At 61.2% G+C, this 19,511-nt stretch carries 19 protein-coding genes, 1 tRNA gene and 1 riboswitch; of the genes, 14 read left to right on the top strand and 6 right to left on the bottom strand.

Features of this window, described 5'->3' with window-relative positions:
- Positions 1-10 precede the first annotated feature (10 nt).
- Positions 11-1,198: a hypothetical protein gene (locus tag QTL94_RS02405; protein ID WP_289800469.1), complete on the top strand. Its 1,188-nt coding sequence runs from the start codon at positions 11-13 to the stop codon at positions 1,196-1,198.
- A gap of 1 nt (position 1,199) precedes the next feature.
- Here QTL94_RS02405 and ppk2 read toward each other — a convergent pair whose 3' ends face one another.
- Positions 1,200-2,081, bottom strand: coding sequence for a polyphosphate kinase 2 (gene ppk2 / locus QTL94_RS02400; protein ID WP_289800468.1), 882 nt, complete (start codon positions 2,079-2,081; stop codon positions 1,200-1,202).
- A gap of 203 nt (positions 2,082-2,284) precedes the next feature.
- On the opposite strand from ppk2, the gene phoR reads away from it, so the two are divergent.
- The 7 genes from phoR to phoB all read left to right on the top strand — a co-directional run bounded on the left by phoR (position 2,285) and on the right by phoB (position 10,026).
- The gene (phoR, locus tag QTL94_RS02395) at positions 2,285-3,538 is read left to right on the top strand and encodes a phosphate regulon sensor histidine kinase PhoR (protein ID WP_289800467.1); all 1,254 of its coding nucleotides are present in this window, start codon (positions 2,285-2,287) and stop codon (positions 3,536-3,538) included.
- Between the two features lie 200 nt (positions 3,539-3,738).
- The gene (locus tag QTL94_RS02390) at positions 3,739-4,773 is read left to right on the top strand and encodes a substrate-binding domain-containing protein (protein WP_289800466.1); all 1,035 of its coding nucleotides are present in this window, start codon (positions 3,739-3,741) and stop codon (positions 4,771-4,773) included.
- 148 nt (positions 4,774-4,921) lie between these two features.
- A complete protein-coding gene (gene pstC, locus QTL94_RS02385) occupies positions 4,922-6,403 on the top strand; it encodes a phosphate ABC transporter permease subunit PstC (protein ID WP_065689386.1) in 1,482 nt (493 codons plus the stop codon).
- Positions 6,400-7,719 carry a phosphate ABC transporter permease PstA gene (gene pstA / locus QTL94_RS02380; RefSeq protein ID WP_289800465.1) on the top strand — a complete coding sequence of 440 codons (1,320 nt, stop codon included), beginning with the start codon at positions 6,400-6,402 and terminating at the stop codon, positions 7,717-7,719. The genes pstC and pstA overlap by 4 nt, the downstream gene beginning before the upstream one ends.
- A gap of 14 nt (positions 7,720-7,733) precedes the next feature.
- Positions 7,734-8,549, top strand: a complete 816-nt coding sequence (pstB, locus tag QTL94_RS02375; RefSeq protein ID WP_289800464.1) for a phosphate ABC transporter ATP-binding protein PstB — start codon at positions 7,734-7,736, stop codon at positions 8,547-8,549.
- Positions 8,550-8,592: 43 nt separating this feature from the next.
- Complete coding sequence (gene phoU, locus QTL94_RS02370; protein WP_065689389.1) at positions 8,593-9,306, top strand: phosphate signaling complex protein PhoU; 714 nt, start codon at positions 8,593-8,595, stop codon at positions 9,304-9,306.
- 36 nt (positions 9,307-9,342) lie between these two features.
- Positions 9,343-10,026 (top strand): phosphate regulon transcriptional regulator PhoB, encoded by a 684-nt coding sequence (gene phoB / locus QTL94_RS02365; RefSeq protein WP_065689390.1) that lies wholly within the window; start codon positions 9,343-9,345, stop codon positions 10,024-10,026.
- Between the two features lie 71 nt (positions 10,027-10,097).
- Here the strand turns inward: phoB and QTL94_RS02360 are convergent, their stop codons facing one another.
- Both QTL94_RS02360 and QTL94_RS02355 read right to left on the bottom strand, forming a co-directional pair.
- The gene (locus QTL94_RS02360; protein WP_289800463.1) at positions 10,098-10,748 is read right to left on the bottom strand and encodes an aspartate/glutamate racemase family protein; all 651 of its coding nucleotides are present in this window, start codon (positions 10,746-10,748) and stop codon (positions 10,098-10,100) included.
- 156 nt (positions 10,749-10,904) lie between these two features.
- Positions 10,905-11,441 (bottom strand): GcrA family cell cycle regulator, encoded by a 537-nt coding sequence (locus QTL94_RS02355; protein WP_065689392.1) that lies wholly within the window; start codon positions 11,439-11,441, stop codon positions 10,905-10,907.
- Between the two features lie 421 nt (positions 11,442-11,862).
- Between QTL94_RS02355 and QTL94_RS02350 the strand changes: the two genes are divergently transcribed.
- The 3 genes from QTL94_RS02350 (at position 11,863) to QTL94_RS02340 (ending at position 15,113) form a co-directional block, all read left to right on the top strand.
- Positions 11,863-13,062, top strand: coding sequence for an aspartate aminotransferase family protein (locus QTL94_RS02350; RefSeq protein WP_289800462.1), 1,200 nt, complete (start codon positions 11,863-11,865; stop codon positions 13,060-13,062).
- Between the two features lie 45 nt (positions 13,063-13,107).
- Positions 13,108-14,025: an ornithine carbamoyltransferase gene (gene argF, locus QTL94_RS02345; RefSeq protein WP_065689394.1), complete on the top strand. Its 918-nt coding sequence runs from the start codon at positions 13,108-13,110 to the stop codon at positions 14,023-14,025.
- Positions 14,026-14,117: 92 nt separating this feature from the next.
- Positions 14,118-15,113, top strand: a complete 996-nt coding sequence (locus tag QTL94_RS02340) for an Hsp33 family molecular chaperone (RefSeq protein WP_289800461.1) — start codon at positions 14,118-14,120, stop codon at positions 15,111-15,113.
- Here the strand turns inward: QTL94_RS02340 and apaG are convergent, their stop codons facing one another.
- The gene (gene apaG, locus QTL94_RS02335; protein ID WP_065689396.1) at positions 15,114-15,506 is read right to left on the bottom strand and encodes a Co2+/Mg2+ efflux facilitator ApaG/CorD; all 393 of its coding nucleotides are present in this window, start codon (positions 15,504-15,506) and stop codon (positions 15,114-15,116) included.
- 219 nt (positions 15,507-15,725) lie between these two features.
- Positions 15,726-16,910 carry an O-succinylhomoserine sulfhydrylase gene (locus QTL94_RS02330; protein WP_065689397.1) on the bottom strand — a complete coding sequence of 395 codons (1,185 nt, stop codon included), beginning with the start codon at positions 16,908-16,910 and terminating at the stop codon, positions 15,726-15,728.
- Between the two features lie 44 nt (positions 16,911-16,954).
- A riboswitch (SAM riboswitch) is annotated at positions 16,955-17,033 on the bottom strand.
- Between the two features lie 73 nt (positions 17,034-17,106).
- Here QTL94_RS02330 and QTL94_RS02325 point away from each other — a divergent pair.
- Together QTL94_RS02325 and QTL94_RS02320 are read left to right on the top strand one after the other, a co-directional pair.
- Positions 17,107-18,201, top strand: coding sequence for a 2'-deoxycytidine 5'-triphosphate deaminase (locus QTL94_RS02325; RefSeq protein WP_289800460.1), 1,095 nt, complete (start codon positions 17,107-17,109; stop codon positions 18,199-18,201).
- 55 nt (positions 18,202-18,256) lie between these two features.
- Positions 18,257-18,330: transfer RNA gene (locus QTL94_RS02320), tRNA-Gly, on the top strand.
- Positions 18,331-18,426: 96 nt separating this feature from the next.
- Here the strand turns inward: QTL94_RS02320 and QTL94_RS02315 are convergent.
- On the bottom strand, positions 18,427-18,840 hold the full coding sequence (locus QTL94_RS02315; protein ID WP_065689399.1) for a hypothetical protein: 414 nt from the start codon (positions 18,838-18,840) through the stop codon (positions 18,427-18,429).
- 369 nt (positions 18,841-19,209) lie between these two features.
- Here QTL94_RS02315 and QTL94_RS02310 point away from each other — a divergent pair, with 369 nt between their 5' ends.
- Complete coding sequence (locus tag QTL94_RS02310; protein ID WP_065689400.1) at positions 19,210-19,395, top strand: hypothetical protein; 186 nt, start codon at positions 19,210-19,212, stop codon at positions 19,393-19,395.
- The last annotated feature ends 116 nt before the right edge of the window (positions 19,396-19,511 follow it).

Below are 19,511 nucleotides of genomic sequence, written 5' to 3'. Positions count from 1 at the left end.
AGGACCGGACGTGAGCGGATTAGAAACGGCAATCAGAACGGCACTCAACAGCGCCGATCGCAACAATCCCGAAGTCCGAGCCAAGATCTATCAATCGGCGCGCCAAGCGCTGGAAGCGGGGCTGCGAAAGCAGGATATTACCGACGCGCAGGCGATAACGCACCATCGCCACCGTCTCGAGGCCACGATCCATATGATCGAGGCCGAGGAGCGGGAGCGCATTCATCCCCGCCAGGGCCCGCCTGAAGTTCCGGTGCCGCCGGTGGTGGACGTGCCGCCGCCGGTCGCCCATCGTCCGCGCCCTGATGCCGACAGCGTCTCGATATCGGGTGAGACCCGGGAATTTGCCAGCACCGATCCGCGTTTCGAAGACGAAGCCAGCCTTGCCGGCGTCCATGCAGAAGATGCCGACCATCTGGCGGCTGCTCCCGCCCGTGATGAGATTTTTGCCGCCGCGCCGAAGCCGGCTGCAGGCATGGATTTCCGTCCGGAGCGCGCGGCTGGTCGCCGCAAGCCGCGAAAGTTTTTCTCAAGGCTCCTCGTGTGGTGCGTGCTGCTTGCCTTTGTCGGCATGGGCGCGTGGTGGGCGCATACCTCAGGTCTGCTGATGAGTGCGGCCGAACGCGATACCAGCGTGGCCAATCCGCCTGCGACAACGCAGCCCGAGGACTTCGACGGTTCCGCCGGTGAAGCCGCCAACGCGGGCGGCAACGCCACGCCGGTCACAATCGATCCGCAGAATTCCTTCTCTGCCGATTGGATCGAGATCTTCAAGCCGTCGGATGCGGACAAGATCGCCAAGGGCGCAAAGTCGCGCACGGAGAACGTTGCGGAAAACGACGGCCCGGCCATGCGCCTGACGTCGCAGAGCGGTGACGCGGACGGCAATATTGCCATCAGCGTTCCGGCCGACGTGCTGCAGCAGCTGGCGGGCAAGTCCTCGACCATCGCCATCACGCTGCAATCGACCTCGGACGAGCCGACGCAGATCACCGTCGAATGCGATTTCCAGTCGCTTGGCGACTGCGCACGCCATCGCTTCACCGTGAACCGCGAGAAGTCGGACGTGCTGCTGCAGGTCAAGTTCGATCGCTCGCTGGCGCCGAGTTCCGCAGGCAGTCTGCTGATCAACAGCGATCTCGATGGAAAGGCGCGCGGCATCAACCTCTACGCCGTTCGCATCCTTCCCGGCCAATAGGCTATTTCAGGAAGCCCGGTCCCGAGCCGATGATCTTGTCGTCGAGCTTGCCGATGGCTTCCTTGTCCTTGCCATCATAGTCGATCGTCTTCAGCATGTGCCGGATGAGGTTCAGCCGCGCGCGGCGCTTGTCGTTGCCATGGATGACCGTCCAGGGCGCGAAATCCGTGTGCGTTTCCTTCAGCATGCGGTCGCGCTTCTCGCTGTAGTCGCCCCACTTGGTCAGGGCGGCGATATCCATCGATGACAGCTTCCAGACTTTCAGCGGATCATGCCGCCGGTCGTGGAAGCGCTTCAGCTGCATTTCCCGGCCGATATCGAGATAGAATTTGAAGAAGAAGATGCCTTCGTGCGCGATGGCCTTCTCGACTTGCGGTGCCTGCACGAGGAAGTCTTCGTATTGTTTCGGCGTGCAGAACCCCATGACAGGCTCGACGCCGGCGCGGTTGTACCAGGAACGGTCGAAGAGGACGAATTCGCCTGACGTCGGAAACTGGGTGACATAGCGCTGGAAATACCATTGCCCGGCTTCCCGCTCGGTCGGTTTCGTCAAGGCGACGGCGCGCGCGAGGCGGGGGTTCATGTGCGCCGAGGAGGCGGAGATCGCGCCGCCCTTGCCAGCGGCATCGCGGCCTTCAAAGAGAGCCATCACGCGCTTGCCAGTCGCTTGCAGCCAGAATTGCACCTTGATCAATTCGATCTGCAGTTTCCGGAGGTCCTCCAGATACTCTTCTTCCTTCAGCTTCTTGTTGTAGGGAAAGCCTCCAGATTTGAGCGCTTCTTCGTCCACCCAGTCCGGCAGAACAGGATCGTCGACGTCAAAAACGCGTGCCTTGCCGCGAATATCCAGTTCGACTGCTCTGCTTTCGACATCATCGGCCATGACGATCCTCCTGGGCTATGTTGCCGCAGGCGAACATATTTTCCGTTGAAAATCAAATAACTTGCCGCTTGGCGCAGAATTCTGTGTGTTGTTTGCCAATCAACGTCGATCGCTGGCCCGGGTCGAAAATATCTGTCACGAATCGCAGCTATCAGGCAAAGTTTCAGGTCAGCGAAAAGCGCGTCGGCGTTTGCGAGGGGCAGTTGGAATACGAAAGACCATGGATACGAGGCTCGCTTGAACGCGTCCGTCGCGGGCGGCTCGCCTTGCTGGTGGCGCTGGTGATTGCGTTTGTTGCGTTGGTCGCCGGCATCAACGCGTGGGCCGTGCTTGGTCTGTTGCTGCTCCTGCTGATCGCGATCCTGTCACCCGCCAAGGCGGTTTCGAGGGTGCCGCTCCCGGTGCCTGTCGCAGAGATCGAGGCGCCGGTTGGTCGCAGCCTGCTGCCGGAGGTCTCGGCGACCCTCTCGGCACTCGATGTTCCGGTCATGGTGCTGTCAGGTGACGCATCGGTGCTCTTTCAGAACCGCGCGGCTGAAAAGGCGTTTGGTGAAGTGGCGCTCGGCGCGCACATTTCTGCAAGCCTGCGTTCCCCCGGCATACTGGATATGGTGCGCGAGACGATCGCCACCAATGCGCCGAACCAGATCGAACATTCGGAGCGCCTGCCGTCCGAGCGCGTCTATATTGTCCGAAGTTCGCCGGTCGAGCTTGACGAAAGCGCGGGCGAGCGTCTGTTCGTACTGTCGTTCCGCGACATCTCTGAAGTCCGGCGCATCGATCGTATGCGCTCGGATTTCGTTGCTAATGCCAGCCACGAACTGCGCACGCCGCTCGCCTCCCTGCGCGGGTTCATCGAAACCATTCAAGGGCCTGCAAAGAGTGACTTCAAGGCACAGGAGCGGTTTCTGGGCATCATGTTCGACCAGACGACGCGCATGAGCCGTCTGGTCGATGATCTGCTCTCCCTGTCGCGGCTGGAGCTGAAGTCACACATCGCGCCGGACCAGAAGGTCGACCTTGTGCCGCTGCTCGGCCACGTCAAGGACGCGCTCTTGCCGCTGGCGAAGGACGTTGGCGTCGAGATTGCCTTGCATCTTCCCGAAGGCAAGGCGGAAGTCATGGGCGACCGTGACGAGCTCGTTCAGGTCTTTGAAAACCTGATCGAGAACGCCTGCAAATACGGTCAGGAAGGAAAGTCCGTCGATGTCTTCCTGAAAAGCCAGCAGGGCGAGCCGGTGGAGGTGACTGTTGTGGACAAGGGTCCCGGAATTCCGGCCGAACACGTGCCGCGCCTGACGGAGCGTTTCTACCGTGTCAACATCGAGGATAGCCGCTCGAAAAAGGGTACGGGGCTTGGTCTTGCCATCGTCAAGCACATCCTCACGCGCCATCGTGCACGCCTGATCGTGAAGTCCGAAGTGGGCAAGGGAACGAGCTTTACCGTGCGGTTTTGACATAAAACCGCAATGCGGCTGCAGCGGCAGATATTTTTATAAAGTAAAAACAGTGACATAATCTGTCACAAATGTTTCACCAAACTGACATAAAAGCTCTATGCATCGGGGGCTAAAGAGAGCGTGCCGCTGAACAAAACGGCGCCGCCCAGGGGCCGTTCCAGGCCACACCCATACCGCTATATGCCCGGGAGATTGATATGAACGCTTTTAAACTTACGGTCGCCGCATTGGCTGCTTCCGCCGCTTTCGCAGGCGCGGCTGTTGCTCGCGACCAGGTCCAGGTCAGTGGTTCTTCCACCGTTCTGCCTTACGCAAAGATCGTTGCCGAAACCTTCGGCGAAACCTTCAAGGACTTCAAAACGCCGGTCGTCGAATCTGGCGGCACCGGCGCTGGCCTCAAGGAATTCTGCAAGGGCGTAGGCCCTGACACGATTGACGTTGCCAACGCTTCGCGTCCGATCAACGCCAAGGAACTGGAAGCCTGCAAGGCTGCTGGCGTAACCGACATCCAGGAAGTCAAGATCGGCTACGACGGCATCGTCTTCGCAACCGACGCTTCGAACCCTGACGTTGCTTACGTTCCGGCCGACATCTACAAGGCTCTGGCTGCTCAGGTCGTTGTTGACGGCAAGCTCGTCGACAATCCTTACAAGAAGTGGTCGGAAGTAAACCCGGCTCTCCCGGCTGTTGATATCGCTGCCTACATCCCGGGCGAAAAGCACGGCACCCGCGAAGTCTTCGAACAGAACGTTCTGGCTGCTGGCTGCAAGGCTTCCGGCGCTCTCGACGTCATCAAGGCTTCGATCTCTGACGCTGCTGCCCAGACCAAGGCTTGCGTTGCAGTTCGCAAGGACGGCGCTGCTGTCGACATCGACGGCGACTATCCGGAAACGCTGGCGCGCATCGCTGCCAACAAGACCGGCGTTGGCGTCTTCGGCCTTTCCTTCTATGAAAACAACGCCGACAAGCTGAAGGTTGCGACCGTCAACGGTATCGTTCCGTCGACCGAAACCATCTCCAACGGCGCGTACCCGGTTTCCCGCCCGCTGTTCTTCTACGTCAAGAAGGCACATCTCGGCGTCATCCCGGGCCTGAAGGAATACGTCAACTTCTTCGTTTCCGAGCAGATGATCGGCCCTGACAGCCCGCTCGTCGAATACGGCCTCGTTGCCGCTCCGGACGCTGAGCGCGACCAGATCCGCAAGTCTGTTGAAGACGGCAAGACCATGTAATTGACTTTGCCGGCGCGACCTAGGTCGCGCCGGCATTGCCTTGTCGGTGCCTCGGCCCGGTAAGGCTGAAATTCTCCATCGTTGGAAGCCGGATCGGCCCGCCCGCCGTTCTGGTTTTTTGGGGCCACGGGCCTGGGGACCTTATCGAATGAGTACATCCGTCATACTCTTGTGCCTCGTGGTGCTGGGCGCCGTTGCCTTCGTGGCAGCACGCAGCCGCGCTACGGCACTCGCCGGAGGCAAGTCCTCGGCATTGCATTCCAGACCCGGTTACTATGGCGCCTATGCCGCCATCTGGGCGATCCTGCCGGCGTTGATCGTCCTGTGCGCCTGGCTCGCCATCAGCCCATCCATCATCGAATCGTCCGTCCGCGGCGGGTTCCCAGATGACATCAAGGCTCAGCCTGCGGCCCAGCAGAACCTGAACTACGGCATGGTCAGCGCGATTGCTCGCGGTCTGCCGGCGTTGACGCAGGAGGAAATCGGCGCGGGTGCCAGCGATCCGGCAGGCCTTCAGGCGAAGCTCGCCGCAAAGGGTGTTCCGCTCGCCGGCGAACCGCAGCCTTACATGATCGAAGCCGCCCAGAAGCTGAACGCGGAAAGTGGCGCCAGCCGCGCCGTGATGACCGCGATCGTTCTGGTCCTGGCCGTTGCCGGCGGTTTCTACGCCCTGCGCGAGGTCGCACCTCGCTTCCGTGCTCGCAACCGTGTCGAGCGCGTCATGCTCTGGGGCCTGCTGCTGGCATCGTCGATCGCGATCCTCACGACCATCGGCATCGTATTGTCGATGCTGTCCGAGGCCGCCCACTTCTTCGCGGCCGTTCCGGCCGCCGACTTCTTCTTTGGCACTGTCTGGGATCCGCGCTTTGCTGGCGCCGGCAGCTCGTCCTTCGGTCAGTTCGGCCTGATCCCGCTGCTGCTCGGCACGCTCTATATCGGTTTCGTGGCCATGCTGGTAGCTGTTCCGGTCGGCCTGTTTGCCGCGATCTACATGGCGGAATATGCGGCTCCCAAGGTTCGCTCGCTGGCCAAGCCGCTTCTCGAAGTGTTGGCTGGTATCCCGACCATCGTCTACGGCTTCTTCGCCCTCGTCACCGTTGGTCCCTTCCTGCGCGACCTCTCCTCGCAGGTGAACGGCCTTCTGACCGGTAACTATACCAATTTCATCCAGGCGCAGAGCGTTCTGACCGCCGGTATCGTCATGGGCATCATGCTGATCCCGTACGTTTCCTCGCTGTCCGACGACATCATCACCGCCGTGCCGCGCGCTCTGCGTGACGGTTCTCTCGGCCTCGGCGCCACGCGTTCGGAAACGATCAAGAAGGTCGTTCTCCCTGCCGCCCTGCCGGGTATCGTCGGCGCTCTTCTGATGACCGCCTCGCGCGCCATCGGCGAGACCATGATCGTCGTGCTTGCGGCCGGTGTTGCCGCCCGCATCCAGATCAACCCCTTCGAGCCGATGACGACAGTGACGGTCAAGATCGTCAACCAGCTGACAGGCGACCTTGAGTTCACCTCTCCGCAGACGCTGGTTGCCTTCGCGCTCGGCATCACGCTGTTCTTCATCACGCTTTGCCTCAACATCTACGCGCTCTACATCGTGCGCAAATACCGGGAGCAGTACGAATGACGGATATTGTTTCCCCCGCAGGCGCAATCGTCTCCAAGGCACCGGCTCGCCGCGATATCGGCATCAAGCGCCGCTACGCCGCCGAGCGTCGGTTCCAGGCCTACGGCATCGCCGCCATCTCCTTCGGCCTGATCTTCCTCGCGATCCTGCTGACCACCGTAATCAGCAAGGGCTACACGTCCTTCCTGCAGACGGCGATCACGCTGCCGATCGAGTTCAGCGAAAAGACGCTGGACCCCAATAACAAGCGCGCCACCGATCCGTCGGTGCTGGTGGCCGCGAACTATCCCGTCCTGATCCGCGATGCGATGATCAAGACGCTCGGGATCAATGCCTCCAGCCGCCCTGACGTGCGCGACGCTTCGGCAATGATCTCCAAGGGCGCTCCGATCGTTCTCCGCGACATGGTGGTGGCTGATCCGTCGCTGATCGGCAAGACGGTCAATGTCACGCTGCTGGCCGACGCCAACATCGACTCTGCCAACAAGGGCCAGATCGATCTCAAGGTCGACGAGAAGAACCGCAAGGTGAACGACAAGCAGGTTGGCTGGATGCAGCAGCTCACGGCAAGCGGCACCCTGCACAAGCAGTTCAACACCGGCCTCTTCGTCAATGGCAACTCGAGCCGTCCTGAGGCAGCCGGCCTCGGCGTTGCTCTGATCGGCTCGCTCTATCTGATGCTGATCGTTCTCGTTCTTGCGCTGCCGATCGGTGTCGCCGCTTCGATCTACCTCGAAGAATTCGCGCCGAAGAACAAGCTGACCGACCTGATCGAGGTCAACATCAACAACCTCGCGGCCGTTCCCTCGATCGTCTACGGCCTGCTCGGCCTCGCCGTCTTCATCAACTTCGCAGGCCTGCCGCGCTCCGCGTCGCTGGTCGGTGGTCTGGTGCTGACGCTGATGACGTTGCCGACGATCATCATTGCGACCCGCGCCGCGCTGCGCGCCGTGCCGCCGTCGATCCGCGCGGCAGCCCTTGGTCTCGGTGCCTCTAAGATGCAGATGGTGTTCCACCATGTCCTGCCGCTGGCAATGCCTGGCATCTTGACCGGCACCATCATCGGCCTGGCCCATGCGCTCGGCGAAACCGCACCGCTGCTTTTGATCGGCATGGTCGCCTTCGTCGCCAATGCACCGGCCACCCCCATGGATCCTTCCACGGCACTGCCCGTGCAGGTCTACATGTGGGCCAACGAAGCCGAGCGCGCTTTTGTCGAGCGCACCTCCGGCGCCATCATCGTCCTGCTCCTGTTCCTGATCGTCATGAACCTCGGAGCTATCCTTCTGCGTCGTCGCTTTGAGCGCCGCTGGTAAACGGAGTAAACATCATGAACATGTTGACGGAAGCAGCAGTCGAGAAAGCGCTGGACCAGAAGATGAATACCATTCCGTATAAAATGATTGGCCAGGACGTATCGGTTTACTACGGCGAGAAGCGCGCGCTCTTCGACGTCAAGCTGAACATCCGCGAAAATACCGTGACGGCGCTCATCGGCCCGTCCGGTTGCGGCAAGTCCACGTTCCTGCGCAGCCTGAACCGCATGAACGACACGATCGACAATTGCCGCGTCACCGGCAAGATCACGCTCGACGGCGATGATATCTACGATCCGGATATCGACGTGGTCGAACTGCGCGCCCGTGTCGGCATGGTGTTCCAGAAGCCGAACCCGTTCCCGAAGACGATCTACGAGAACGTCGCTTACGGCCCGCGTATCCACGGCCTCGCAAAGAGCAAGGCTGACATGGACCAGATCGTCGAACACAGCCTGCAGCGTGCCGGCCTGTGGAACGAAGTGAAGGATCGCGTTCACGAGTCCGGCACCGGCCTCTCCGGCGGTCAGCAGCAGCGCCTTTGCATTGCTCGCGCCGTTGCGGTCAGCCCTGAAGTCATCCTGATGGACGAGCCGTGCTCCGCGCTTGACCCGATCGCCACCGCCAAGGTCGAGGAGCTCATCCACGAACTGCGCGAAAGCTACACCATCGTCATCGTCACACACTCGATGCAGCAGGCGGCTCGCGTTTCGCAGCGTACCGCCATGTTCCACCTCGGCAACCTCGTCGAGGAAAACGACACAGACAAGATGTTCACCAACCCGGATGACCCGCGCACCCAGGACTACATCATGGGCCGCTTCGGTTGATCTCCGGCAACGGTAACCCTCAGGACATTCAAGGATAAGCCCCATGGCATCGACACATATCTATTCCGCCTACGACGACGACCTGAAGTTCCTGTCCCGCCGTATTTCGGAAATGGGCGGTCTTGCAGAACAGATGGTTTCAGACGCTGTCCGCGCCCTGGTGAACGGCGACACGGCGCTGGCCCAGAAGGTCATTTCCGACGACGTGATCCTCGACCACGCCGAGCGCGAGATCGGCGACAAGGCGATCATCACCATTGCACGTCGTCAGCCCATGGCCGCCGACCTTCGCGAAATCATGGGTTCGATCCGCATCGCGGCCGACCTCGAGCGCGTTGGCGATCTTGGCAAGAACACTGCAAAGCGCGTCATCGCCGTGCAGAGCAGCGGCGTTCCCCGCAAGCTCGCTCGCGGCCTCGAGCACCTCTCGGAGCTGGCGCTTGTCCAGCTCAAGGAAGTTCTCGACGTTTACACGAGCCGTGCTGCGGACCGCGCCAAGTCGATCCGTGAGCGCGACGAGGAAATCGACGCGATGTACACCTCGCTGTTTCGCGAGCTGCTCACCTACATGATGGAAGATCCGCGCAACATCACCAGCTGCACGCATCTTCTCTTCTGCGCCAAGAACATCGAGCGCATCGGCGACCATGCGACCAACATTGCCGAAACCATCTACTACATGGCCACCGGTGCCCAGCCGGAAGGCGAACGTCCGAAGGACGATACCGCCAACACCGTCGGCGCAGTCACTGAATAATCGTTCCGCGACCGCGCCCCCAGGAGACCGAAACGAATGATACCTAAAGTAGCTGTCGTTGAAGACGAAGAGGCCCTGAGCGTGCTTCTTCGCTATAACCTTGAGGCCGAAGGCTTCGAGGTCGACACCATCCTGCGCGGCGACGAGGCCGAGATCCGGCTGCAGGAGCGCACGCCCGACCTTCTGATCCTCGATTGGATGCTGCCTGGCGTGTCCGGCATCGAGCTCTGCCGTCGCCTGCGCATGCGGCCGGAAACCGAACGTCTGCCGATCATCATGTTGACGGCCCGTGGCGAGGAGAGCGAACGCGTTCGCGGCCTGTCCACCGGCGCCGACGATTACGTGGTCAAGCCGTTCTCGACACCCGAGCTGGTTGCCCGCGTCAAGGCGATGCTGCGCCGCGCCAAGCCGGAAGTTCTCTCGTCGCTCCTCAAGTGCGGCGATATCGAACTCGATCGCGAAACCCACCGCGTTCATCGCAAGAGCCGCGAAGTCCGCCTGGGGCCCACGGAATTCCGCCTGCTGGAATTCCTCATGGCCTCGCCAGGCCGGGTCTTCTCGCGTTCGCAGCTTCTGGACGGCGTCTGGGGCCACGACATCTATGTCGACGAACGGACCGTCGACGTCCATGTCGGGCGTCTGCGCAAGGCGCTGAACTTCTCCAACATGCAGGATGTGATCCGTACCGTTCGCGGCGCCGGATACTCAATGGAAGCCTAGGCTTCCATCGAGCCGCCAGCAGAGCGGGCCGCTGGGGGCGTCCTGCGGGCATAGGGAACGAGCCGCCGGTGTCAGGCGTCTCGCGAAACGCTTGCCACAGCGGCGGCCAGGCCCGCCGCTGGACTGCTAAGGGGTTTGGGACCATCCTTGACCAGATCGGCAGCGCCCGCCATCGACGCCTGGGCGAGAGCAACGGCCGCGGCCCCCTCGCGGTAAGCGGCATCTGCCGCCTCGGCAATGACCGCCAGATATCCATCACGATTGCCGGCCTTGAAGAGATTCCATGCCCCCGGCACCAAGCGCACTTCGAACGCCGTTTGCGTTGCCTCGGCTGCCGTGGCGAAGAGTTGCGCCGTTGGTTCCACGGTGGTTTGAACCGCGCAAAGAACGACGACCCGGCCTCCAGCCTGAACTGCCTGTTCCGCCAAGGCAGCGTCGACGCGAAGGGTGGGAATGGACACGGTGTCGCCCAATGCGTCCACCGACGGCCCAAGGGTCGAGCATGTGAGGATAACGGCATCAGCCGTTCGACCGAGCGATCGCAACAGCGAAGCGGTTTCATGAGCAATGTCACGGGTGAGCCCACCCGAGCGTTCGGCGTCTGCGAGCAGATCGGGCCGGACCGTATGGGCAAGCGTTCCCTCGGCGAGGCCGATCTCTCGTGCCGCGGCCTCGAATACAGCAATGTTGCTGTCGGCCGTATGTAGGCAGGATATTTTCACCGCATGCTCCAGTGCGCGCGAACGCCGAACGCAACACGCATCCCCCTACAGAAACGCAGCGCGCCCGGTATGGCATGCGAGCGCTGTCCGCGTTGCGCAGTCAACAAAAAACGGGCCCGCGAAGGCCCGTTTTGCATTCCTTATCCGGCTTCCGGATCAAGCGACCCGGTTTGCAGCCTTCCGGCGCTCGTTCACCGGCTGGTATGCCATGCGCTGGTGATAGGTGCAGTAAGGCGAGGAATCCGGGGATTCACAGCCGCAGAAGTGAAAGTCGTCCTTCAGCGGATCGCCGACCGGCCACTTGCAGGTGCGTTCCGTGAGTTCCGTCAGGCCAAGGCGGCGCGAGATCGGTACGACCACGTTGGCAGCAGGACGGTAGCTGACTTCTTCGATCGCATCGATGTCGATCTCTTCCTTCAGCATCGTCGCGCCCTGCTGGCGGGTGACGGTGCGGGTGGCGGTGATCCGGGATGCATAATTCGGAGCGCGTGGTGCCGACGTGGCGCGCTTCGGCGTTCTTGTCGCCGTCGACGTGCCGCCGGCCTTGGCCCGGCCCGGCAGGCTCAAGCGGTGAACTTTGCCAATGACGGCATTGCGGCTTACACCGCCAAGTTGTGCCGCGATCTGGCTGGCGCTCAGGCCTTCGGACCACAGCTTCTTCAGTTTTTCAACGCGCTCGTCTGTCCAGTTCATGCCCCTGTCTCCGCCTTATTAGCGTTGGTGTAGGCAGAATCCTTCACCGTTGCCCCGGACGTGTCCGAGGCAAGAAACGCTTGCTCGATTTTGGTGACTAGTTCCGCCGCATGCAGTCTAGTAATTGAGTTTTAACCTAGTGTGAGGCTGACTCCGTGACAAGAGTCGGTTGAATCGCGGAGAATCGAATTTCAAGTTTTCCCCAACTTGCTGGGGCGGAGAGTCATTTATGCAACATTAATTGTTGATAGATTTAGGCGCCCTGATTGCCAGCTTGACGCATGCACTAAAACCTCAGTTTTGTTGACATTGCAGTGCGAAAAGTAAATAGTGCTGCTTGCCGCCGAAAGGCGGCATTTTTAATTTTCTGGACCCCCTTTTTAGCCGGAGTCCGATGTAGCCAATGACAGGAGATCGCGCCATGGCTGAAGCCGCGCCGCTTTATGATACCTACTCTCGTGCCCCTTTGCGGTTCGAGCGAGGAGAGGGCGTGTGGCTGATCACTGAAACTGGCGAGCGATATCTTGATTTTGGTGCCGGCGTTGCCGTGACCTCGGTTGGTCATGGGCATCCCCATGTCGTTGGTGCGCTGAAGGCGCAGGCAGACAAGGTCTGGCACCTGTCCAACATCTATGAAATCCCGGGCCAGGAAACATTCGCAAAGCGCCTGACGCAGGCGACCTTCGCGGACAAGGTGTTCTTCACCAATTCCGGCGCAGAGGCACTCGAGTGCGCGATCAAGACGGCGCGCCGCTACCAGTTCTCCAAGGGGCACCCCGAGCGTTTCCATATCATCACCTTCGAAGGCGCATTCCACGGCCGGACACTGGCAACCATCGCCGCCGGCGGACAGGAAAAGTACCTGGAAGGCTTTGGCCCCAAGGCGCCGGGCTTCGACCAGGTGACGTTCGGCGATGTCGAAGCGGTGAAGGCCGCGATCACAGCGGAAACGGCAGCCATCCTGATCGAGCCCGTTCAGGGCGAGGGCGGCATCCGTCCCGCGACCACAGAATTCATGAAGGCGCTGCGCCAGATCTGCGATGAAAACGGCCTGCTGCTGATCCTCGACGAGGTTCAGAGCGGTGTCGGACGCACGGGCAAGCTTTTTGCGCATGAGTGGTCGGGTGTGACGCCTGACATCATGGCTGTCGCCAAGGGCATCGGTGGCGGCTTCCCGCTCGGCGCCTGCCTGGCGACTGCTGAGGCGGCGTCTGGTATGAAGGCCGGTACTCACGGCTCGACCTACGGCGGCAATCCGCTCGCCATGGCGGTCGGCAATGCCGTGTTAGACGTTATTCTCGAAGACGGCTTCCTGCAGCATGTGCGTGACGTCTCGCTGGTGTTCCGCCAGGGGCTCGCCTCGCTCAAGGATCGCTATCCCGACGTCATCGAGGATGTTCGTGGCGAAGGGCTGATGCTCGGCGTCAAGGCCGCCGTGCCATCGTCTGAATTGCTGCAGGCGATCCGCGCAGCGCAACTGCTGGCGATCCCCGCCGGCGACAATGTCATTCGTCTTCTCCCGCCGCTGGTGGTCACCGCCGATGAAGCCCGAGAAGGCCTCGCCCGACTGGAGCGTGCCGCCGAAAGCGTTCGCGCTTCCAAGATCAAGAAGACGGCTTGAACGGATAGGTGCCCGGCCTGACGGCGGGCGTAATAGGTAACGACAATGGCTTCCCCCAAACACTTCCTCGATCTCTCCGCGGTATCGTCCTCCGACCTGCGGGTGATCATGAACGACGCTATTTCCCGCAAGCAGGCATTCAAGGCAGGCCAGGGCGACAAGCCGCTGGCAGGTAAGATGCTGGCGATGATCTTCGAAAAGCCCTCGACCCGTACGCGCGTCTCCTTCGACGTCGGCATGCGCCAGCTCGGCGGCGAAACCCTGTTCCTTTCCGGCACCGAAATGCAGCTCGGCCGCGCTGAAACCATCGGCGATACGGCCAAGGTTCTGTCGCGCTACGTTGATGCGATCATGATCCGCACGACGGAGCATTCCCGGCTGCTGGAGCTTGCCGAACATGCGACCGTTCCCGTGATCAATGCGCTGACGGACGACACGCATCCCTGCCAGATCATGGCCGATATCATGACCTTCGAAGAGCATCGGGGCCCGATCAAGGGCAAGACCGTTGCATGGACGGGCGACGGCAACAACGTGCTCCATTCGTTGATCGAAGGGGCTGCGCGGTTCGGCTATCGCATGAACATGGCCGTACCCCTTGGTTCCGAGCCGAAGGATCACTATCTGAACTGGGCCCGCAATGAGGGCGCCGAAATCATGCTTGGTCACGATGCTGACCGCGCGGTTGCCGGCGTCGATTGCGTGGTGACCGATACCTGGGTCTCCATGAATCAGGAACATCGGGCCCGGGGTCACAACGTCTTCCAGCCTTATCAGGTCAATTCGGCTTTGATGGCGCAGGCCGGCAAGGATGCATTGTTCATGCATTGCCTGCCCGCCCATCGTGGTGAGGAAGTCACGGACGAGGTGATCGACGGTCCGCAATCCGTGGTCTTCGATGAAGCGGAAAACCGCCTTCATGCGCAGAAGTCGATTCTTGCTTGGTGCCTGGGCGCGATCTGAACCATACTGGATGCCACATTCGGCCGAAAAGGCCTGTGGCCGCGCGAGCGGATGGGCACCTTTGTCCGCCGCTCACAGACTAGGAGAAGACCATGGCAGAACCTGCAGCCACGCTCGGCGAGTTCGATTTCGCCGGCGATGATCACGTCGTTCCCTTTCAGGTCGAAGGCCTGGATGTGCGCGGTCGCGCCGTCCAGCTCGGCCCGATGCTCGATGCCATTCTTGAGCGCCACAATTATCCGGCGCCGGTCGCCCGGCTGCTGGCCGAAGTCATCGCGCTGACGGTGCTGCTCGGAACGTCGTTGAAGTTCGAAGGCAAATTCACGGTCCAGACGAAGAGCGACGGTCCGGTCGACCTGCTCGTCGCCGACTTCTCGACGCCGGAAAACGTGCGCGCCTATGCCCGCTTCGATCAAGGCCTTCTCGACGCCGCCATCGCGGCCGGCGAGACCGAGCCTGAGCAACTGCTTGGTAAGGGCATGCTGGCCTTCACCATCGATCAGGGCAAGTTCAGCCAGCCATACCAGGGCATCGTCGCGCTCGACGGCGCCACGTTGGAGGATATCGCCGGCACCTATTTCCGCCAGTCCGAGCAGATCCCGACGCGCGTTCGCCTTGCGGCGGCCGAGCTGTTTGATCGCGACGAGAAGGGCAAGGCGCGCCACCGCTGGCGGGCAGGGGGGCTTGTCGCCCAGTTCCTGCCGGAGGCGCCGGAGCGCATGCGCCAGTCCGATCTGCATGGCGGCGATGGCGACACCGGCACCAGCCAACACCGGGAAGACGACGCCTGGGCAGAGGCTCGTTCGCTCGTCGAGACGATCCATGCCGACGAGCTGACGGATCCGCAGGTCGGAACCGAGCGGCTGCTCTTTCGCCTGTTCCACGAACGCGGCGTACGCGTCTACGAACCGCGCGCGGTTTTCGACCGCTGCTCCTGTTCGCGCGAAAAGATCAAGGGCGTACTGAAGGGCTTCTCGGCGGATGAAATCGAAGCCAGCCAGGAAGACGGCCAGATCGCGGTTACCTGCGAATTCTGCTCCACGACCTATCGCTATGAGGTCGAGGAAGTGACCGAGGCTGCAGAGTGATCAGTTCAGGACTCTGAGCAGTCCTGGCGAATCCAGGGAGAAGGCGGGGATCTCGACATCGAAGAGCTCGCCTTTTTCCGTTTCCATCTGGTAATGGCCGAACATCAGGCCCGACGGCGTATCGAGCGGGCAGCCCGACGAATACTCGTAGGTATCGCCCGGTTCCAGGCGCGGCTGTTCGCCCACCACGCCCGCTCCGGTCACCTCATCGACGATGCCGTTCTGGTCGGTAATGTTCCAATAGCGGTTGACGAGGCGAACGGTCAGATCGGAATTGTTGCTGATGACGATCCGGTAGCCCCAGACATAGCGATCGTCGTCCGGGTCGGATTGCTCCTCCAGATAAAAGGGCTCCACCACCACTTCAATGTCTCGTGTCAGCGCGCGGTACATGCCTTACACCTTAGCCGCAATACGTTACTGGTATCTTATAAGAGCCCTGATACGTCAATAAACGGTACTTCGAACATCCCTTAAATGCGTCTAAATGCTCGGAATCGCGACTTTTTCGTGTGTTAAGACTAATATCTTGCCCGCCTGGCGCGAGCGGCGGCAGGGTTGCCATGCCGGAAGATGGCCGGATCGAAGGCGACCCGGCCACCTGAGTTGTGATCAGGCCTTCACTTTGGCGAGCGCCTGGGCGAAATCCTCGATCAGGTCGTCGCCATCCTCGATGCCTGCCGACAGGCGCAGCGTACCCGGCGAGATGCCGAGTTCGGCGCGTGCCTCATCCGTCAGGTTCTTGTGCGTCGTCGTCGCCGGATGCGTGATCAGGCTCTTGGCGTCGCCGAGGTTGTTGGAGATCTTCACGATCTCAAGCGCATTCTGCAGCGCGAATGCGGCTTCCTTGCCGCCCTTCAGTTCGAGCGCGACCAGTGTCGAGCCGCCCTTCATCTGCTTGGCAACGATATCGGCCTGCGGATGGTCCTTGCGGCCGGGATAGATGATCTTGGCGATCTGCTTCTGCTCTGCCAGGAAATCGGCGATCTTGGCCGCATTCTCGGTCTGCTGCTTGACGCGCAGCGGCAGTGTTTCCAGGCCCTTCAGCAAGGTCCAGGCCGTGAAGGGCGACATCGCCGGGCCGGTGTGGCGGTAGTAGTCCTGCAGGTGCTCGGTAACCCATTCCTTGTCGGAAAGGATCACGCCGCCGAGGCTGCGGCCCTGGCCGTCGATATGCTTGGTCGCCGAATAGACGACGACGTGAGCGCCGAGTTCCAGAGGCTTCTGGAAGAGTGGCGTCGCAAAGACGTTGTCGACGACCACCTTTGCGCCGATCTGGTTGGCAAGCTTGGCAACGCCCGCAATATCGACCACCTCGAGCGTCGGATTGGTCGGGCTCTCCAGGAAGAAGACCTTGGTATTCGGGCGGATCGCCTTTTCCCAGTTCTCGAGATAGCGTCCGTCGACCAGCGTGCACTCGATTCCGTATTTCGGCGCAAGCGTCTCGACAACCCAGCGGCAGGAGCCGAACAGGGCGCGGGCGGCAACGATATGATCGCCCGCCTTGACCTGGCAGAGAATGGCAGCAGCGACGGCAGCCATGCCCGACGCCGTCGCGCGGGCTTCCTCGGCGCCTTCCATTGCGCACATGCGCTTTTCGAACATGTCGTTGGTCGGGCTGCCGTAGCGGGCGTAAATGTAGCCTTCGGTCTCACCCTTGAAACGCGCTTCGGCGGCTTCCGCCGTTTCGTAGACGAAGCCCTGCGTGAGGTAGATCGCTTCGGACGTCTCGCCATACTGCGAGCGGAGCGCTCCGCCGTGGACGAGTTGGGTTGCCGGGCGCCAAGTCTTGCTCATGCCATCACCACTTTCAAACACAAAAAAACCGGCCGCAAATGCAGACCGGTTTCAACCCGGTCTATTTAGCCACTTGTTTAACGTGGCTGCAAGCCGACCGGCCAAATCACCACGGGATAAAGCTGCAATACTGCCGTTGCGTGCTTGCGTCAATTCCTCGATTTTGGTTTTGTCTGCGGCAAATTATGGATGGGGCATGATGGCTCGCGAAACAGGTATTTTGGCGGATCGCGCGATAGCGGCGCTGTTCGAAGCAGGGCGGCTCATTTCCGAGCGCGATCTGGATCATGATCAGATCCAGCCGGCGAGCCTCGATCTTCGGTTGGGTGCGAAGGCGTTCCGCGTCCGCGCGAGCTTCATGCCGGGCCCGTCGCATCTCGTTTCAGACAAGCTGGACCGTCTCAGCCTCCATGTCGTCGATCTCAGCGAAGGCGCTGTGCTCGAAACCGGCTGCGTCTATATCGTGCCGTTGATGGAGCGCCTCGACCTGCCGGTCGACATGTCGGCCTCGGCCAATCCGAAAAGCTCGACCGGCCGTCTCGACATCTTCACCCGCGTCATCACCGACTACGCGCAGGAATTCGACAAGATCCCGGCAGGCTACTCCGGTCCGCTCTATCTCGAGATCAGCCCGCGCACCTTCCCGATCGTCGTTCGCCGCGGTTCGCGTCTGTCGCAGATCCGTTTTCGCGTCGGCCAGGCCCTGCTCGGCGAGCCGGAGTTGCTGGCGCTGCACGATGCCGAGACGCTGGTCGCCAGCAAGCAGCCGAACGTATCGGGCGGTGGTATCGCACTGTCGATCGACCTTGCCGGCGACAAGGACGGCCTGATCGGCTATCGCGGTAAGCACCACACCGCCGTCGTCGACGTCGACAAGAAGGCACAGCACGACATCTTCGATTTCTGGGAGCCGCTCTACAGCCGCGGCCGCAACGAACTCATTCTTGATCCGGATGAATTCTATATCCTGGTGTCGCGCGAGGCGGTCCACGTGCCGCCGAACTACGCAGCCGAAATGACGCCCTTCGATCCGCTCGTCGGCGAATTCCGCGTGCACTACGCGGGCTTCTTCGACCCCGGTTTCGGCCACGCGCCCGCTGGCGGCCGTGGCAGCCGCGCGGTGCTCGAGGTGCGCAGCCACGAGGTCCCCTTCATCCTCGAAGACGGCCAGATCGTCGGTCGCCTCGTCTATGAACACATGCAGGAACAGCCATCCAGCCTCTACGGATCCGGCCTCGGTTCCAACTACCAGGCGCAGGGCCTGAAGCTCTCCAAGCACTTCCGCCTGTGACCTCTCCACGCCCCGCTTGACAGAAACCACCTTCTGTTGGAAAGGTCGCGATAACGCGGGTGTAGCTCAATGGTAGAGCAGCAGCTTCCCAAGCTGAATACGAGGGTTCGATTCCCTTCACCCGCTCCAGCTATCACCCACCATCCGGCTTTGTGCATCACCCACCGCTCCTGGGTTTGCAAGGATGAATCCGGCGGCTGGCGCACACTCGGGGGCGTCAGACGCTCAAGAGGCAGCGCGTGGTTTTTTGCCGGGTTTTGCCGGAGGCGGTGTGATCTTGGTCACTGGAGGCACGCCGTCGGCAAAGCAGTAGCCCGCGACCCATCCACCGGAGGCGAAGAGGCCCCAGCCGCCTTCGGCATGCCATTGGCATGTGAGGAAGGTCGGTCCCCATTCTGTGACGCTGACGTCGTAGACGCCCTTGCCGGCATAGCTTGCGCTCGGATTGCCCGCCAGCGTCCAGCCGGGCGGCGTTTCCACTCGCCAGGAAATGCGCTCACCCTTCCATCGGTCTTCGCGCAGTCCCCATTGCGGCGTTCGGCATTTGTTGGTCACGCTGTCGCAGGTCATTTTAACGGCTGAAACCTTGGTCGGGGCATCCTGCACCACTGTTGCGCACCCCACCAGACCAATCGCCATGGCTATTCCAGTCATCCCCCCACGAGACAGCATAGTTCGACCTCCCTCGGCACTTTGCTGTTTGCGATAGTACTACGGTTCCGCGCCCCCCGCGCTTCACCGTTAGGCTGAACATGACGCCACCGGATGTGGATCGGGCAGGGGTTCGTTCGCTGATCCGGCCGAGGACCAATCATTCCGATGATCCGAAATGATGATAGGCAGACGCACGGGCCGCCCTTCGTCGATTTTTTGGCAAAGATGGCTTCGATCCGCTGCTACTTATTGACGATCCTCTAATGTTTATAGTTAATTTTTAACTATTCTCCGCTAGGACGGAACCGAGACGCTATCGACGTCGTTGTCTGCACGATCAGGAGGAGTAGCTGAATGCTTTTGAAAATCTTCACGGCCAAACGCGAAACCCCGGACTATGGCGATACCGGAACCTATGCAGACGGCTATCTGGCGCCGGAAACGGAAGGTGCCGCCAAGCGCGAGGATAAGCGCTCCTCCTACGAGCGTGATTATGGCCGTGGCCGCACGCTGGAGAACATACCGCTCGGCTTTGCTTGAGCGTAACGCGGATCAACGAAAACGGGCCCGGCACGATAATGCCGGGCCCGTTTTCGTTCTGGCGAGGTGGAAGACCTTCAAGGACTCTACGTCGCACGCATCAGAGCGATAAAAAA

The organism is Rhizobium sp. S96 (assembly GCF_030382195.1).
Lineage (GTDB): Bacteria > Pseudomonadota > Alphaproteobacteria > Rhizobiales > Rhizobiaceae > Rhizobium.
Note: the sequence above shows the minus strand (reverse complement) of the source record. Positions and strands in the feature narration are given on the sequence as shown.